Annotated in this window: 10 protein-coding genes; 8 read left to right on the top strand and 2 right to left on the bottom strand. The window is 69.8% G+C overall.

What is annotated here, in order from left to right:
- Positions 1–3 precede the first annotated feature (3 nt).
- Positions 4–1,080 carry a serine hydrolase domain-containing protein gene (locus ABZU74_RS01845; RefSeq protein ID WP_355417201.1) on the bottom strand — a complete coding sequence of 359 codons (1,077 nt, stop codon included), beginning with the start codon at positions 1,078–1,080 and terminating at the stop codon, positions 4–6.
- Between the two features lie 80 nt (positions 1,081–1,160).
- Here ABZU74_RS01845 and ABZU74_RS01840 point away from each other — a divergent pair, with 80 nt between their 5' ends.
- The 8 genes from ABZU74_RS01840 (at position 1,161) to ABZU74_RS01805 (ending at position 16,577) form a co-directional block, all read left to right on the top strand.
- Positions 1,161–2,648: an NAD(P)/FAD-dependent oxidoreductase gene (locus ABZU74_RS01840; protein ID WP_355417198.1), complete on the top strand. Its 1,488-nt coding sequence runs from the start codon at positions 1,161–1,163 to the stop codon at positions 2,646–2,648.
- A gap of 610 nt (positions 2,649–3,258) precedes the next feature.
- Positions 3,259–4,263 (top strand): LacI family DNA-binding transcriptional regulator, encoded by a 1,005-nt coding sequence (locus ABZU74_RS01835; protein ID WP_355417195.1) that lies wholly within the window; start codon positions 3,259–3,261, stop codon positions 4,261–4,263.
- 331 nt (positions 4,264–4,594) lie between these two features.
- Positions 4,595–5,974, top strand: coding sequence for an extracellular solute-binding protein (locus tag ABZU74_RS01830; RefSeq protein ID WP_355417192.1), 1,380 nt, complete (start codon positions 4,595–4,597; stop codon positions 5,972–5,974).
- An 86-nt stretch (positions 5,975–6,060) separates the two neighbouring features.
- The gene (locus tag ABZU74_RS01825; RefSeq protein WP_355417189.1) at positions 6,061–7,017 is read left to right on the top strand and encodes a sugar ABC transporter permease; all 957 of its coding nucleotides are present in this window, start codon (positions 6,061–6,063) and stop codon (positions 7,015–7,017) included.
- Positions 7,018–7,027: 10 nt separating this feature from the next.
- Entirely contained in the window at positions 7,028–7,915 is an 888-nt protein-coding gene (locus ABZU74_RS01820; protein ID WP_355417186.1) for a carbohydrate ABC transporter permease, read from the top strand.
- A 101-nt stretch (positions 7,916–8,016) separates the two neighbouring features.
- On the top strand, positions 8,017–9,675 hold the full coding sequence (locus tag ABZU74_RS01815) for an alpha-amylase family glycosyl hydrolase (protein WP_355417183.1): 1,659 nt from the start codon (positions 8,017–8,019) through the stop codon (positions 9,673–9,675).
- Positions 9,676–9,818: 143 nt separating this feature from the next.
- The gene (locus ABZU74_RS01810; RefSeq protein ID WP_355417180.1) at positions 9,819–12,686 is read left to right on the top strand and encodes a discoidin domain-containing protein; all 2,868 of its coding nucleotides are present in this window, start codon (positions 9,819–9,821) and stop codon (positions 12,684–12,686) included.
- Between the two features lie 189 nt (positions 12,687–12,875).
- The gene (locus ABZU74_RS01805; RefSeq protein ID WP_355417177.1) at positions 12,876–16,577 is read left to right on the top strand and encodes a discoidin domain-containing protein; all 3,702 of its coding nucleotides are present in this window, start codon (positions 12,876–12,878) and stop codon (positions 16,575–16,577) included.
- Here ABZU74_RS01805 and ABZU74_RS01800 read toward each other — a convergent pair.
- A complete protein-coding gene (locus ABZU74_RS01800; protein WP_355417174.1) occupies positions 16,564–17,400 on the bottom strand; it encodes a crotonase/enoyl-CoA hydratase family protein in 837 nt (278 codons plus the stop codon). The two genes, ABZU74_RS01805 and ABZU74_RS01800, sit on opposite strands and share 14 nt — an antisense overlap.
- Between the last annotated feature and the right edge of the window lie 2 nt (positions 17,401–17,402).

Here is a 17,402-nt window from a genome sequence, read left to right as displayed (position 1 = left end):
GCCTCAGAAGACCGAATGCAACGCCTCGACCAGCTCGTCCACCCGGTCGTGCTCGGCGAGGTGCGCCGTGGCGTACGCGAAGGTGTAGCCGCGCTCCGGGTCCGCCCACGCGCTGCTGCCACCGATGCCACCCATGCCCCAGCTGCCATCCGGCTCCCGTTGCATGCCCAGCGTCCACTGCACCGGGCGGTCCAGCACCAGGTCCGGTCCGTCGTGCTGGACCCGGGTCACCTCCGCGACCAGGTCCGCGCTGACCAGCCGGACGCCGTCCAGGACGCCACCGGCCAGCAGACCGGCGTAGAGCCGGGCCAGGCTGGGCGCGGTGGCGTGCAGGTTGACGGCGGGCATCTCGGCGCCCCGCCACAGCGGGCTGTTCAGCACGGCCAGGTCCAGCCCGCCCGCCGGGTTGCCCAGCGCCCGCGCCCGCAGCGACCCTGGTTCGCCGAGCTTCCGGCTCGGCCACTGCGGGTCGCCGTACCGCAGATCCGCGCAGCGCCGCTGGTCCACCTCGGTCAACCCGAAGCCGAGGTCGAGCTGCCACCGATCGGCGATCTCCTCGGCCAGGAACCGGCCCACCGACCGTCCGTCGACGCGGCGGACCAGCTCACCCACCAGATGCCCGTACGTCCAGGCGTGTTCGCCCGCGACCGAGCCCGGCGACCACTCGGGGTCGGCGGCGGCCAGGTCGCCGGTGAGCAGCGCCCAGTCGGCGATCGCGGCGGCCGGCCGGGGCACCGGGAAGGCCGGCAGCCCGGCGGTGTGCGACAACACCTGACGCACGGTGGCCGGAGTGCGGAACTCCGGCCAGTACCGGTCCACGGGCGCGTCGAGATCGACAGTTCCCCGGTCGACGAGCAGCAACAGGCAGAGCGCGGCCACCGGCTTGCCGACCGAGTAGACGTTCACAAGCGTGTCCGGCAGCCACGGCTCGCCACCCGGCCCGTGGCCGCTGCGGGAGCCGCCGACCAGGTCCACGACCGGCTGCCCGTCGTACCAGACGGTCAGGCCGGCGCCGGTCTCCCGGCCGGAGGCGAGCAGGTCGTGGAAGCAGTCCCGGACCGGTGCGAAGCGTGCGTGCATCCGGCCACGGTAAGCGTCCGGGCCGGTGCGCGTGCCGACTTTTCCGCCGACCCCGGTGGTTGGGGTGGTGCCGCTGGGGGATGCTGTTCGGTGTGGCGGAGCCGGAGCTGGTGGATGTGGTCGTGGTTGGGCTCGGAGTCGGCGGCGAGGAGGTGGCCGAGCGGCTCGCCGAGGCCGGCCTGAGCGTCGTCGGCGTCGAACGGGATCTCGTCGGCGGAGAGTGCCCGTACTGGGGCTGCATCCCGAGCAAGATGATGATCAGAGCGGCAAACGCCCTCGCCGAGGCTCGCCGGGTCGACGGGCTCGCCGGGACGGCGCAGGTCCAGCCGGACTGGGCGCCGGTGGCCAAGCGGATCCGCGAGGAAGCCACCGACACCTGGGACGACACCGTCGCCGCCGAGCGGTTCATCGGCAAGGGCGGCCGGCTCGTGCGGGGCAGCGGCCGGCTCGACGGTCCGCGCCGGGTCCGCGTCGGTGACCAGGTGTTCGAGGCCCGGCACGGGGTGGTGCTGGGCACCGGCACCCGTCCGTCGGTGCCGCCGATCGACGGGTTGGCCGACACGCCGTACTGGACCAACCACCAGGCGATCGAGGTCGAGGAGTTGCCGGAGTCGCTGCTCGTCCTCGGCGGCGGCGCGATCGGTCTGGAGTTGGCGCAGGTCTTCGCCCGCTTCGGAGTCCGGGTCACAGTGGTCGAGGCACTCGACCGGGTGCTGGCCATCGAGGAACCCGAGGCGTCCGAGGTCGCCGCCGCGGCGCTGCGCGCCGACGGCGTGGAAATCCACACCGGGGTACGCGCCGAGCGGGTCGAGCACGACGGCAGCAGGTTCACCCTGCGCGGCGGCGGTGGCACGGAGTTCACCGCCGACCGGCTGCTGGTGGTGACCGGGCGCAAGGCCCACCTGGCCGAGTTGGGTCTGGACACCATCGGCCTGGACGCCAGCCAGCGCTACCTCCCGGTCGACGACCGTCTGCACGCCACCGACCAGGTCTGGGCGGTCGGCGACCTGACCGGCGAGGGCGCCTTCACCCACATCGCCATGTACCAGGCGGGGATCGTGATCGCCGACATCCTGGCCCGCGCCCGGAAGGCGAAGGCGGGAGCGGACGCCAGCGGCACCTCCAGCGTCGTCGGTGGAGCGATGGGCGCGTCCAGTTCGCTGGCCGCCAGCGGGTCGAGCGGATCGGCCGGCACCATCCCGCGCGCCGACTACCGCGCGCTGCCCCGGGTGACCTTCACCGATCCCGAGATCGGCGCGGTCGGGCTCACCGAGCAGCAGGCTCGCGAGCGCGGCATCAACGTGCAGGTGGGGTTCACCAAACTCGCCAACTCGACCCGAGGCTGGATCCATCGGGTCGGCGACGACGGTTTCATCAAACTCGTCGCCGACGCCGACCAGGGCGTACTGATCGGCGCGACCTCGGCCGGCCCGGCCGGCGGTGAGGTGCTGTCCGCACTGGTGGTGGCGGTGCACGCGGCGGTGCCGCTGAGTCAACTCCGACACATGATCTACGCGTACCCGACGTTCCACCGGGCCATCGAAACCGCCCTCCGCGACCTGTCCTGACCCCCCAGCCCACCCGAGGCCACCGCGTACCGCGTCTCGCGATGCTCCCGCGCGTCTCGCGATGCTCCCGTGCGCGGCGCTGCACATGATCCACTCGCGTTTCAGGAAGTCGCGGTATCCGCGGCACTGGAATGCCGCGACATCATTGAAACCGAGTCGATCATGGCCGCCCGGATCGGCCCGGCCGAGCTGGGTCACCACATATCGGGCAAACCGTGCCGTCGGGCGGGGCCTTGGGTGGCGGGGGTGGGCTTGAAGCTGCTGGCCCGTCGTTGGCGCGCGGCCCTCAGCGCTCGGGTGGCCGGGACGTTGGCGCTCGGGGTGGCCGGACGTTGGTGCTTGGGGTCGCCGCGACGTTGGCGCTCGGGGTGGCTGCGACCTTGGTGGTCGGGCGGCCGGGAGGGGTTGACGCTCGTGTGGCCGGGACCTTTGCGCTCGTGATGGCCGGACGTTGGTGTTCGTGAGGCCGCGCGCCGACAAGAGCGGCGTCCGGTGTTGCGGGTGGTGGGGGTCGGAATGGTCGGCGGTGGGCAAAATGCGGCAGCCGGCCAGCAAATGCCGGGCAGTTTGCTGTTCATTTCTTTCATGAGGGTGACGTACGATTGCGACCGTGACCAAGCGGTTGACGGAAGTTGCCAAGAAGGCGGGCGTCAGCGAGGCCACCGTCAGCCGGGTGCTCAACGGCCGCGACGGGGTTTCCGAGGCGACCCGCACCGCCGTGCTGACGGCGCTGGACGTGCTCGGTTACGAGCGGCCGACCAAGTTGCGCGGCGAGCGCGCCCGGCTGGTCGGGTTGGTGTTGCCCGAGTTGCAGAACCCGATCTTCCCGGCGCTGGCCGAGGTGGTCACCGGCACGTTGGCCCAGCGGGGCTACACCCCGGCGCTCTGTGCCCGGACGATTGGTGGGGTCTCCGAAATGGATTACGTGGAGATGCTCCTCGACCACCAGGTCTCTGGCGTGATCTTCGCTGGTGGCTCGTACGCGCTCGCCGACGCTCGACACGACCACTACCGTCGGCTGACCGACCGGGGGCTTCCGGTGGTGCTGGTCAACGCTGGTGTGGATGAGCTGGGCTTTCCCCGGGTGTCCACCGACGACGCGGTGGCGGTGGAGCAGGCGTACGGGCATCTGCGCTCGCTCGGGCACGAGCGGATCGGGATGGTGCTCGGCCCGGAGGGGCATGTGCCGTCCCGGCGCAAGCTCGACGCGATGATCCAGGTCGCCGGCTGGGGTGAGGGCGACGCCGAGTGCGTCGAACGCTCCAGCTTCTCGATGGAGGGGGCGCGGGTCGCCGCCACGAAGTTGGTCGAGCGGGGCGTGACCGGCATCATCTGCGCCAGCGACGTACTCGCGCTGGGCACGATCCGCGCTGCCCGGCGGTTGGGGCGTTCGGTGCCGGCCGACGTGTCGGTGGTGGGTTTCGACGACTCGGCGTTCATGACGTGCACCGATCCGCCGTTGACCACGGTGCGGCAGCCGATCGAGACGATGGGGCAGGCCGCTGTGGATCTGCTGGTCACCCAGATCGAGGGTGCCGGTGTGCTGCAGGACGAGCTGCTGTTCGAGCCGGAGTTGGTGGTGCGGGGTTCCACCGCGCCCGCTCCCGGCCGCTAGGCACCACCCCGAACGACGCTTCGGCCGTCGACCGCTCCTGCGGTCGGCGGCCGTTTCGTCGTCGCTAGCCACTGTCGGCATCGACCGAGTCGAATGACCCGCTATAACGGCGCAAAACTTGGCAAAAAGGGCTGCTTTCAAACTCTTGCCAACATCTGTCGTCATCGCGTCGTGTCCTTTCGGAACAGGGTCGATACCTTGCCGAAATGAGTCGGCCTCGCTACAGTGACTCCACTCACACCTGGCTCCGACGCAGCTACTGGGCGTCAGGTCGTATCACCGCAGATCAGCGAAGGTCATTGGAGACACCCGTTCCCGAAGGGATGGACAGATGTCCGTACCGCAATACCGAAAGGCTGCGGCGGTCGCGCTCGTGGCCGGCCTGGGGCTCAGCCTCACGGCGTGCTCCACGAAGAGCGACGACAAGGGCTCGACCGCCGGTGGCAAGGTCACCATCACCGTCGACTGTCAGCCGGTCGGCGCCCAGAAAGAGCTGTTGAAGAACTGGAACGACGACGTCGCCGAGTTCCAGAAGCAGAACCCGGACATCACCATCAAGAGCGTCAGCGTCGGCGAGCAGTGCAACAACCCGCCGGACTTCACCGCCCGCCTCGCCGGCGGCACCGTGACCGACGTCTTCTACGGGTACATGACCGATCTCCAGCAGGTGCTCGACTCCGGTCAGGCGATGGACATCAGTCAGCACGTCAACAAGGACGCGATCCCGACCTGGGACAGCGTCGACCCGGCGCTCAAGGAGGTCTTCACCGACGGCGGCAAGCTCTACGCCGTTCCGGTGAAGAACTACTCGATGGGCCTGGTCTACAACAAGGCCCTGTTCCAGCAGGCCGGGCTGGACGTGAACAACCCGCCCAAGACCTGGGCCGAGGTCCGGGCCGCCGCCAAGAAGATCTCCGCGCTCGGCAACGGCATCGCCGGCTACTCGGAGTACAGCGCCGGCAACACCGGCGGCTGGCACTTCACCTCCCTGCTCTACTCCCAGGGTGGCCGGGTGCTGACCGAGGACGGCAAGAAGGCCGACTTCAACAACCCCATGGGCAAGCAGGTCCTACAGAACCTCAAGGACATGCGGTACGGCGACAACAGCATGGGCGCCCGCCAGCTGCTGCAGTGGGGCGACCTGCTGACGAACGCCGGCGCGGGCAAGGTCGGCATGTTCATCGGCGCGCCGGACGCCACCCAGGCGATCGTCAGCCAGTTCCAGGGCAAGTTCCAGGACTGGGCGATGGCTCCGCTGCCCGGCCAGGACGGTGCGGCGAAGGGGACGCTCGGTGGCGGCGAGGGCTACTTCTTCAAGAAGGACCTCACTCCCGAGCAGATCAAGGCCGGTCTGAAGTGGATCGCATACCAGAAGCTCACCCCGGGCAAGGGCCAGTTCGACTACGTCCGGGCCAAGCCGCAGAACTACCCGGTGGGTCTGCCCCAGCCGCTGCTCTTCGCCAACGGCAGTGACGCGCAGAAGCAGGAGCTGGAGCTGCGGAAGGCGAACGCGAACGTCGACACGGCGAACTTCGCGCTCTTCGAGGCCACCCCGGTCCCGATCAAGGGTGAGCCGCGCAACGCGCAGGCCGTCTACGCGGTGCTCGACGCCGCCATGTCGGGTGTGCTGACCAACCCGAACTCGAACATCGACGCACTGCTCAAGACCGCCGAGGAGAAGGTCAACCAGCTCCTCGCCGCCGAGAGCTGACAGATCGTGTGGGGGCCGGTACGCCGACCCGGCCCCCACGCTCCTCGCACCACATCTCGACGTCACCGACTCACCCAGGAGTTGCCTTGGCGATCACCACCGTCCCGGAGACCCCCAGGAAACCGGGCCGCCCGCCGTCGCCGTACTCGGCGAGGCCGCAGCGCACCAGCCTCGGCCGCAAGGTACGGGACAACCTCACCGGTCACACGTTCCTGATCGGCGCGGTGCTCTGCTTCGTCGTCTTCTCCTGGTACCCGATGGTCCGCGGCATCATCATGAGCTTCCAGCGGACCCGGCGCGGCGAGACCACCTGGGTGGGTTGGGACAACTACTCCCGCATCATCGCCGACCCCAGCTTCTGGACGGCCTGGCAGAACACCTTCTACTTCACGGTCCTGGCGCTGGCCCTCGGGTACGTGGTGCCGTTCTTCGTGGCGATCCTGCTCAACGAGTTCCGGCACGCCAAGGGGTACCTGCGGATCCTGGTCTACCTGCCGGTGATGCTGCCGCCGGCCTCGGCGCTGTTCCTCTTCAAGTTCTACGCGTACGACCCCAGCGAGGCGGGGCTCTTCAACGCGATCCTCAAGGCGCTGCACCTGCCCACGTCGCAGTGGATGCAGTCGCCCGAGATGACGATGCCGGCGATGGTGGTGGCGTCGACCTGGATGAACATGGGCGGCGCGGTGCTGATCTACCTGGCGTCGTTGCAGAACATCCCCGGCGAGCTGTACGAGGCGGCCGAGCTGGACGGCGCCGGAATCTGGAAGCGGATCGTCCACGTCACGATCCCGCAGACCCGGCTGATCCTCGCGCTCCTGGCGATGTTGCAGATCGTCGCCACCATGCAGCTCTTCATCGAGCCGCTGATCCTCGCCAACGGCGCGGGCGCGGAGGACTCGGCGACCTCGGTGGCGTACCTCATCTACCAGCACGGGTTCTTCCAGAACGACCTCAACGGCGCCGCCGCCCTGGGCGTGATCATGCTCGTGGTGCTGGCCGGCTTCTCCGCCGTGTACGTGCGGCTGACTGCGAAACAGGACTAGGACGGCGAGGATGGCACAGGATTCCGGAACCCGGACCCTCATCTCCCAATCCCAGCTCAGCCGGGGGCGCGGCCGGGTCATCTACTGCACGCTGCTGGTCGTGGTCGTGGCGGGGTTCACGCTCGTCTTCCTCGGACCGCTCTACTGGATGGTCACCGGCGCGCTCAAGTCCGGCCAGGAGATCGCGCAGACCCCACCGTCGCTGTGGCCGAAGGACCCGCAGCCGCAGAACTACATCGACGCGTGGAACAACCTGGCCCTCGCCAAGCTGCTGTTCAACACCTTCTACTACGCGATCGGCGCGGTGCTGTTCCAACTGGTCTTCGACAGCGCGGCGGCGTACTCGCTGTCCAAGCTTCGACCGATCTTCGGCAACGTGATCCTCGGCCTGATGCTGGGGACGCTGATGATCCCGGCGATGGTCCTCATCGTGCCGCAGTACGTGACGGTGCTCGACCTGCCGATCCTGCACATCAACCTGCTCGACTCACCGTTCGCCATCTGGCTGCCGATGGTCGCGAACGCGTTCAACATCTTCCTGTTGAAGCGGTTCTTCGATTCGATCCCCGAGGAGCTGATGGCGGCGGCCCTGATGGACGGGGCGTCCTCGCTGCGCACGCTCTGGTCGATCATCCTGCCGCTGTCGCGCCCCATCCTCGGCGTCGTCTCGATCTTCGCCGTGACGGCGGTGTGGAAGGACTTCCTCTGGCCGAAGCTGGTCATGCCGTCGCCCGAGACCCGGACCGTCAGCGTCGGCATCTACACCTTCGCCGGTGGCACGCCGATGAACGTGGTGATCGCCGCGTCGGTGATCGCCGCGATCCCGACTGTCATCATCTTCCTGATCTTCCAGCGGAACATCATGTCCGGTCTGACCACGGGCAGCATCAAGGGATAGCCCCCACCGCGTTCCTCCGCGCGGCGAACAACGACCGTTCGCCCGACACATATCCAGGTCCGGCGAACCCGCCGACGTATTGACGCAGAAAGCAGGTGCTCGTGTCCACAGCTGACAGAAGTCCGTGGTGGCGGGGAGCCGTGATCTACCAGGTGTATCCCCGCAGCTTCGCCGACGGTAACGGCGACGGCATCGGTGACATCGCCGGCATCCGGTCCCGGCTGAACCACCTGTCCGCGCTCGGCGTCGACGCGATCTGGTTCAGCCCCTGGTATCCGTCCCCGATGGCCGACGCCGGCTACGACGTCTCCGACTACCGCGACATCGACCCGGTCTTCGGCACCCTCGCCGAGGCGGAGGCGCTGATCGCGGAGGCACACGCGCTGGGCATCCGGACCATCGTCGACGTGGTGCCCAACCACTGCTCCGACGCGCACCCCTGGTTCCAGGCCGCGCTCGCCGGCGGACCCGGCGCGCCCGAACGGGACCTGTTCTGGTTCCGACCCGGCCGCGGCCCGAACGGCGACGAGCGACCCACCGACTGGGTCGGTGAGTTCGGCGGGCCGACCTGGACCCGCACCACCAACCCGGACGGCACCCCCGGCGACTGGTACCTGCACCTGTTCGCCCCCCAACAGCCGGACTTCAACTGGGACCACCCCCGGGTGCGGGAGGAGTTCGAGGACATCCTGCGGTTCTGGTTCGACCGGGGCGTGGACGGCATCCGGATCGACTCGGCCGGGCTCCTGGTCAAGGACGGGACGCTGCCCGAGGTCCGCGAGGACCAACCGCACCCGTTCCATGACCTCGACGGGGTGCACGACATCTACCGGGGCTGGCGTCGGGTCGCCGACGAGTACGCCGACCGGGCGCTGATCGGTGAGGTGTGGCTGCCGGACCGGCAGCGGTTCGCCAACTACCTGCGCCCGGACGAGCTGCACGCCGCGTTCAACTTCGACTTCCTCGGCTGCGCCTGGGACGCCACGGCTCTGCGGGAGAGCATCGACGGGACGCTGAGCGCGCACGCGCCGGTCAACGCACCGGCCACCTGGGTGCTCTCGAACCACGACGTCACCCGGCACGTCACCCGCTACGGCCGGGCGGACACCCGGTTCAGCTTCGCCGCCAAACGCGAGGGCATCCCCACCGACCTGGAGCTGGGCACCCGCCGCGCCCGCGCCGCCGCGCTGCTCTCGCTGTCGCTGCCCGGTGCCGCCTACGTCTACCAGGGCGAGGAGCTGGGCCTCTACGAGGTCGAGGACATCCCGTACGCGATGCGGCAGGACCCGATGTGGGAGCGGTCCGGTCGGATCGACCCCGGCCGGGACGGCTGCCGCGTACCGCTGCCGTGGGCCGGGGACGAGCCACCGTTCGAGTTCAGCCCCGAGGGCGCGGCGGCGCCGTGGCTGCCGCAGCCGGCCGACTGGAAGGACCGGACGGCCAGCGCGCAGACCGGCGACTCGGCCTCGATGCTGGAGCTGTACCGGGCGGCGATCCGGGCCCGAAAGGCCGCCCCGGCGCTCGGTGACGGCGAGCTGACCTGGTTGCCCGCCCCGGACGGGGTGCTGGCGTTCAGCCGTGGCGGTGGCTTCACCTGCCTGGTCAACCTGTCCGCCGCGCCGGTGCCGATGCCAGCTCAGGGGGAGTTGCTGCTGGCCAGCGGGCCGCTCGACGACGGGTTGCTGCCGTCCGACACAGCGGTCTGGCTGCGTACCGCCGAATCCGCCGACGGGCCGAGCGGGGCGGACGGCCCGGCCTGACCTGACTCTGCCCGCCGTGGTGCCGGCGGCCCGTCCCGGCCGCCGGCACCACGCCACCAGGAAGGGAGAACCGAGGGGGGACGCGCGACACCGCACCGACACGGGGGGATCTGGCCTGCCTGACGAAAGGGAGAGCGCAGCTCATGGCCAACCACACCACCGGCACCCCGCACCACCTTCGACACCCGACCCGGGCACTGTTGGCCGCCATCGCCGCCACAGTGCTCGCCGCCACAACGGTGACCGCCATCGCGGTCACCGGCACCGCGACCCCGGCCTCGGCGGCGGGGTTGTCCCCCTTCGACATCCCCAACCGGGGCGCCACCGTTCCGTTCGTCGAGCAGGAGGCGGAGGAGACCGCCCACAACGGCACGAAGATCGGCCCGGACCGGCGTTACGGCACCCTGCCGTCCGAGGCGTCCGGCCGGGAGGCGGTCACCCTGGACGCCGTCGGTGAGTACGTCGAGTTCACCCTCACCGCCCCGGCCAACGCGGTCACCTTCCGCTACAGCCTGCCGGACAGCCCGGCCGGCACCGGCCGGGACGCCGCCATCGACCTGCGGGCCAACGGGGCGCTGCTGAAGTCGGTCCCGGTGACGTCGCGGTACGGCTGGTACTACGGCGGATACCCGTTCAACAACAACCCGGGTGACACCAACCCGCACCACTTGTACGACGAGACGCGGGCGCTGTTCGGCAGCACCCAGCCGGCCGGCACGAAGATCCGGCTCCAGGTCTCCTCGACCGCGCAGTCGCCCACGTTCACCATCGACCTGGCCGACTTCGAGCTGGTCGCCCCGGCGATCACGAAGCCCTCGGGTGTGCTCGACGTGGTCACCGACTTCGGCGCCGACCCGAGCGGCGCGACCGACTCGACGGCGAAGTTCCAGGCGGCGGTCGACGCCGGAAAGGCTCAGGGCCGGGCCGTCTGGATCCCGACCGGAACCTTCACCCTCTGGGATCACGTGGTGGTCGACGGTGTGACGCTGCGCGGCGCGGGCCCCTGGTATTCGGTGCTCGGCGGCCGGCACCCCACCGAGCGGAACAGGTCCGTCGGCATCTACGGCAAGTACGTCCCCGGTGGCGGCTACACCGGCCCGGTCCGTGCGCACGAGGCGAACGGGCCCAGCCGCAACGTCACGCTGCGGGACTTCGCCATCATCGGCGACATCCGCGAGCGGGTCGACGACGACCAGGTCAACGCCCTGGGCGGGGCGATGACCAACTCGGTGGTGGACAACCTCTGGCTGGAGAACACAAAGGTCGGGGCGTGGATGGACGGCCCGATGGACAACTTCACCATCCGCAACAGCCGGATCCTGGACCAGACCGCTGACGGGGTGAACTTCCACACCGGCGTCACCAACTCGACGGTGACCAACACGTTCGTCCGCAACACCGGCGACGACGCCCTGGCGATGTGGGCGCAGAGCGTGCCGAACGTCAACAACTCGTTCACGCACAACACCATCGGCGTGACCCTGCTGGCCAACCACCTGGTCAGCTACGGCGGTCGGGACATCAAGATCACCGACAACGTGACTGCCGACTCGCTGACCAACGGCGGCGGCATCCACGTCGCGAACCGCTACCCCGGCGTGCAGGGCGACACCGCGGTCCGGGGCACCTGGACGATCGCCCGGAACACGCTGATCCGCAACGGCAACTCGGACTACAACTGGAACTTCGGGGTCGGCGCGATCTGGTTCTCCGCCCTCAACGAGGCGTTCCAGCAGGCCACCATCAACATCACCGACACCGACATCCTGGACAGCTCGTACGCCGCGCTGCACTGGATCGAGGGCCAGACCAGCGGAATCAACCTCACCAACGTACGGATCGACGGCGCCGGCACGTACGCGCTCCAGGTGCAGGCGCCCAGCCAGGTGTCGTTCACGAACGTGCGGGCCACCAACATCGCGCAGAGCAACCCGATGCACAACTGCGTGGGCGGCGGCTTTCAGATCACCCAGGGCTCCGGCAACTCCGGCTGGTACACCCCGACCCCGTACTGCGGCCCGTGGCCGAACCCGCAGTGGGGCGGCGGGCCCACCTCGCCGCCGCCGACGACCCCACCGCCCACCACGCCACCGCCGACCACCCCGCCCCCGACCAGCGGGAACCTGGCGCTGGGCCGGTCGACGACCGCGACCAGCACCAACCAGAGCTACACGGCGGCCAACGTGGTGGACGGCAACGCGGCCAGCTACTGGGAGAGCGCCAACAACGCCTTCCCGCAATCGGTCACCGTCGACCTGGGCGCGTCCCGGTCGGTCGACCGGGTGGTGCTCAAGCTGCCCAGCGGTTGGGAGCAACGCACCCAGACGCTGTCGGTGCTCGGCTCCACCGACGGCTCGGCGTACACCACACTGGCGTCGTCCGCCGGTCGGGTCTTCGCCCCCGGCACGGGCAACACCGTGTCGATCGGGCTGCCCTCCGGTGACCGCCGCTACCTCCGGGTCACCGTCACCGGCAACACCGGTTGGCCGGCCGCGCAACTCTCCGAGGTCGAGGTGTACGGCGGCACCCAGACCACCCCGCCGCCGACCACGCCACCGCCGACCACCCCGCCTCCGACCACGCCGCCGCCCACCGGCAACCTGGCGGCCGGGCGGTCGATCACCGAGACCAGCCACTCCGACGTGTACGCCGCCCCCAACGCGGTGGACGGCAACGCGAACACCTACTGGGAGAGCGCCAACAACGCGTTCCCGCAGTCGTTGACTGTGGACCTGGGGGCCGACCGGTCGGTGTCCCGGGTCGTGCTGAAGCTCCCACCGTCATCGGCCTGGCAGACGCGTACCCAGACGCTGGCGGTGCTCGGCTCCACAAACGGTTCGACGTTCGCCACCCTGAAGGGGTCCGCCGGCTACAGCTTCAACCCGGCCAGCGGCAACACGGTCACCGTGACCTTCACGGCGACCACCCAGCGGTACCTGCGGCTGACCGTCACCGGCAACAGCGGGTGGCCAGCCGGTCAGCTCAGCGAGTTCGAGGTCTACTCCAGCTAGGTCGGGCGCCCCCGCCCCGACCGGGCGGGGGCACCCGGTCCGGGCGCTCCGACGCAACGCCGCGCCGACGCATCCGACCCGTCCCCAACCCGCACCGTCCCCCACCTGTCGCGGATCGACGGGCGTACCCCTGCACCCGTCGCCGGGCAACGCACCCACACCCACCCCCGAAAGAGGTGTAGCGACCCCATGTCCAGGACCGGCACCAGACGAGGCACGCCGCCAACCGGCGCGCCCACCACCGTCCCCCGCACCGCCCGAACCGGCCGCCATCGGATGCTCGCCGGCGCGCTCGCCGGGATGCTCCTCGCCACCGCCCCGGTCGTCACCCCCATGGCGAGCGCGGCACCGGCGGCCGACCCGTCCGCGGCCGCCGCCCGGGTGGCCATGCTCGCCGGGCTCTCCGCCACCATGACCGCCAGCAGCTACAACCAGAACTACGTGGCGGGCAACGCCAACGACGGCAACGCGTCGACCTACTGGGAGAGCGCCAACAACGCGTTCCCGCAGTGGATCCAGGCGGACCTGGGCGCCACCGTCAACGTGGACCGGGTGGTGCTCAAGCTGCCGCCCTCGTCCGACTGGCAGACCCGCACCCAGACGCTGTCGGTGCTGGGCTCGACCAACGGCACGTCCTTCAGCACCCTGAAGGCGTCCGCCGGCTACACCTTCAACCCGAGCAGCGGCAACACCGCGACGGTCAGCTTCACCGCCGCCAGCACCCGCTACGTACGCGTGCAGGTCACCGGCAACACCGGCTGGCCGGCCGCGCAGCTCTCCGAGGTCGAGGTGTACGGCGCCACCGGCAGCACCGACACCCAGGCGCCCGGCGTCCCGGGCAACCTGGCCTACACCCAGCCGGCCAGCGGGCAGATCCGGCTCAGCTGGTCGGCGTCGACCGACAACGTCGGGGTGACCGGCTACGACATCTACGCCAACGGCGCGCTGCGCGGCAGCGTCAACGGCTCGACGCTCACCTACACCGACAGTCAGCCCGACAGCGCCACGGTGTCGTACTACGTGCGGGCCAAGGACGCGGCCGGCAACCAGTCGGCGAACAGCAACACCGTGACCCGCACCGGCACCGGGAACCCGCCCACCGGTTCCAACCTGGCGGTCGGGAAGCCGATCACCGCGTCCGGCTTCGTGCACACGTTCGTGGCGACCAACGCCAACGACAACAACGTGGCCACCTACTGGGAGGGCAACGGCAACCCGAGCACGCTGACCGTGCAGCTCGGCGCGAACGCCAGCCTCAGCCAGGTCGTCGTGAAGCTCAACCCGGACTCGGCGTGGGGCACGCGTACCCAGAACATCACGGTGCTCGGCCGGGACCAGGCCTCGTCGAGCTTCACCACACTGGTCGGCGCGGCGAACTACACCTTCAACCCGGGCAGCGGCAACACGGTGACCATCCCGGTCTCCGGCGCGGCCGCCGACGTACGACTCTCGATCGCCTCGAACACCGGCGCCCCGGCCGGTCAGGTGGCCGAGTTCCAGGTCTTCGGCACTCCGGCGCCGAACCCGGACCTGACCGTGACCGGAATGTCGTTCAGCCCGTCCGCACCCGTGGAGACCAGCACCATCACGCTCTCCGCGACGGTGCGTAACGCGGGCTCCGCGGCCTCCGGCGCGACGAACGTCAACTTCTACCTGGGCTCCACCCGGGTCGGCACCGCAGCGGTCGGCGGCCTCGCGGCCGGCGCCTCGACAACGGTCAGCGCCAGCATCGGCACCCGGGACTCGGGCAGCTACCCGCTCAGCGCCAAGGTCGACGAGTCGAACACCGTCGTCGAGTCCGACGACACCAACAACAGCTACACCAACCCCAGCCCGCTGGTGGTCGGCGCTGTGGCCAGCTCCGACCTGGTCGCCGCCGCTGTCGACTGGTCGCCGGGCAACCCGCCGCCCGGCAGCACCGTCAACTTCTCGGTGTCGATCCGCAACGCCGGCAACCAGGCGTCCGCGTCCGGCGCGCACGGCATCACACTGACCGTGCTCAACGACTCCGGCACCGTGGTCCGGACCCTGACCGGTTCGTACTCGGGTGTGATCAACGCCGGCGCGACTGTCGGCCCGATCAGCCTGGGCACCTGGACCGCCGCCAACGGCAAGTACACCGTCCGGGTGGTGCTCGCCGTGGACGGCAACGAGCTGCCGGTCAAGCAGACCAACAACACCACCGACCGCCCGCTCTTCGTGGGGCGCGGCGCCAACCTCGGCTACGACATGTACGAGGCCGAGGACGGCACCACCGGCGGCGGCGCCGGGCAGGTCGGGCCCAACCGGGACATCGGCAACCTCGGCGGTGAAGCGTCCGGACGTCGGGCGGTGACCCTGAACAGCACCGGCTCGTACGTCGAGTGGACCACCCGGGCGGCGACCAACACCCTGGTCACCCGCTTCTCCATCCCCGACTCGGCCGGCGGTGGGGGCATCGACTCGACGCTGAACATCTACGTCAACGGCACCCTGCACAAGCCGATCAACCTGACCTCCAAGCACATCTGGTTGTACGGCGCGGAGGCCAGCCCGAGTGACTCGCCGAGCGCCGGCCCGCCTCGCCACCTGTACGACGAGGCGAACGTGATGCTGAACTCGACCATCCCGGCCGGCAGCAGGATCCGTTTGCAGAAGGACCCGGCCAACACCACCACGTACGCGATCGACTTCATCAACCTGGAGCTGGTCGCACCGCGAGCCAACCCGGACCCGGCCCGTTACCGGGTGCCTTCCGGCTTCAGCCACCAGGACGTCCAGAACGCGCTGGACGCGGTCCGGATGGACACCACAGGCAACCTGGTCGGCGTCTACCTGCCGGCCGGCACCTACGAGACCGCGCAGAAGTTCCAGGTGTACGGAAAGCCGATCACCGTGGTCGGCGCGGGCATGTGGTACACCCGCTTCCAGACGCCGACCGGTCAGCAGAACACCGACGCGGGCTTCCGGGTGGAGTCCTCGGCCAGCGGGTCGTCCTTCTCGCACCTGGCCTTCTTCGGCAACTACACCAACCGCATCGACGGGCCGGGCAAGGTCTGGGGTGAGCTGAAGGACGTCGACAACATGACCCTGGACAGCGTCTGGGTCGAGCACACCGTCTGCGCGTACTGGGGGGTGAGTGTCAGCGGGCTGACCATCCGCAACAGCCGCTTCCGCAACACCTTCGCCGACGGGGTGAACCTGACCAACGGCAGCACCAACAACCTGATCACCAACACCGAGGGGCGGTCGAACGGCGATGACGCGTTCGCCCTCTTCTCGGCCACCGACCAGGGTGCGTCGACGGGCAACAACGGCAACGTGTTCGAGAACCTCTCGGCCACGTTGACCTGGCGGGCGGCCGGGCTGGCGGTCTACGGCGGCTACAACAACATCTTCCGCAACCTGTACATCGCGGACATGTTGACGTACTCGGGGATCACCATCAGCTCGCTGGACTTCGGTTACCCGTTCATCGGGTTCGGGGCCAGCCCGCCGACCCAGTTCCAGAACATCTCACTGGTCCGAGCGGGCGGCCATTTCTGGGGCTCCCAGACATTCCCCGCGATCTGGGTCTTCTCCGCGTCGAAGGAGTTCCGCGGCATCCGGGTGTCCGACGTGGACATCGTCGATCCGACGTACACCGGCATCATGTTCCAGACCAAGTACAACGGGTCGCAGCCGGAGAACCCGATCACCGACACGGTCTTCACCAACATCTCGATCAGTGGAGTCCGGAAGAGCGGTGACGCGTACGACGCGAAGTCCGGGTTCGCGATCTGGGCCAACGAGATGCCGGAACCCGGTCAGGGCCCGGCGGTCGGCTCGGTCACCTTCAACAACCTGCGGTTGACGAACAACTACCAGGACATCCGCAACACCACGACAACCTTCACCATCATCCGCAACTGAGCTGGCCCGGAGCCGACGCCGTCGGGGGAGGTGACTCTCCCGGCGGCGTCGCGCCGTGTCGGCCCTCGCCCGCGGCGAACCGGCCCTCGCCCGCGGCGAACCGGGCCGCGCCGGCCGCCGCGTCCGTGGCCAGCGAGTTCATCCCGTACGCCAACTCGGTCGCCAGCGCCTCCGGCTCGGGCCGCCCGGCGGCGGCCAGCAGCGCCGCCCGGTCGTTGCGCAGGCAGGTCTGCGGATGCCGGGCGATCGCCGCCGCCAACTCCTCGGCCGCGGCCCGCGCCTGGCCGGGTGGCACCAACCGATTGACCAACCCCATCGCGTACGCCTCGTCGGCCGGCACCGGGCGGCCGGTGAGGATCAGGTCCATGGCCCGACTCTCGCCGATCAACCGGGGCAGTCGGACGGTGCCGCCGTCGATCAACGGCACTCCCCAGCGGCGGCAGAACACCCCGAGCGTCGCGTCGGACTCGGCGACCCGCAGGTCACACCAGAGCGCCAGTTCGAGCCCGCCCGCCACCGCGTACCCGGAGATCGCCGCGATCACCGGTTTGCTGAGCATCATCCGGGTCGGACCCATCGGGCCGTCCCCCTCCGGCTCGACCCGGTTGCCGCTCGGCGTGCCGATCGCCTTGAGGTCGGCGCCTGCGCAGAACGTGCCACCGGCGCCCCAGAGCACGGCCACCGCCGCGTCCGGGTCGGCGTCGAAGGCCCGAAACGCGTCGGCCAGCGCCCGCGCCGTCGGCCCGTCGACAGCGTTCCGAGCCGCCGGCCGATCCAGCACAACGGTGCTGACCGCCCCGCGCCGCTCCACCCGCACACCCATCC

Source organism: Micromonospora sp. NPDC005171, from assembly GCF_040608575.1.
Classification (GTDB): Bacteria; Actinomycetota; Actinomycetes; order Mycobacteriales; family Micromonosporaceae; genus Micromonospora.
The sequence above is the reverse complement of the archived record's forward strand: the minus strand, read 5'-3'. Positions and strand labels throughout refer to the sequence as shown.

Excerpts from the sequence above, each read along its gene's own strand:
- ABZU74_RS01840 (WP_355417198.1), top strand. The coding sequence starts at position 1,161 with ATGCTGTTCGGTGTGGCGGAGCCGGAGCTGGTGGATGTGGTCGTGGTT.
- ABZU74_RS01805 (WP_355417177.1), top strand. The coding sequence starts at position 12,876 with ATGTCCAGGACCGGCACCAGACGAGGCACGCCGCCAACCGGCGCGCCC.
- ABZU74_RS01800 (WP_355417174.1), bottom strand. The coding sequence starts at position 17,400 with ATGGGTGTGCGGGTGGAGCGGCGCGGGGCGGTCAGCACCGTTGTGCTG.
- ABZU74_RS01810 (WP_355417180.1), top strand. The coding sequence starts at position 9,819 with ATGGCCAACCACACCACCGGCACCCCGCACCACCTTCGACACCCGACC.
- ABZU74_RS01830 (WP_355417192.1), top strand. The coding sequence starts at position 4,595 with ATGTCCGTACCGCAATACCGAAAGGCTGCGGCGGTCGCGCTCGTGGCC.
- ABZU74_RS01845 (WP_355417201.1), bottom strand. The coding sequence starts at position 1,080 with ATGCACGCACGCTTCGCACCGGTCCGGGACTGCTTCCACGACCTGCTC.
- ABZU74_RS01820 (WP_355417186.1), top strand. The coding sequence starts at position 7,028 with ATGGCACAGGATTCCGGAACCCGGACCCTCATCTCCCAATCCCAGCTC.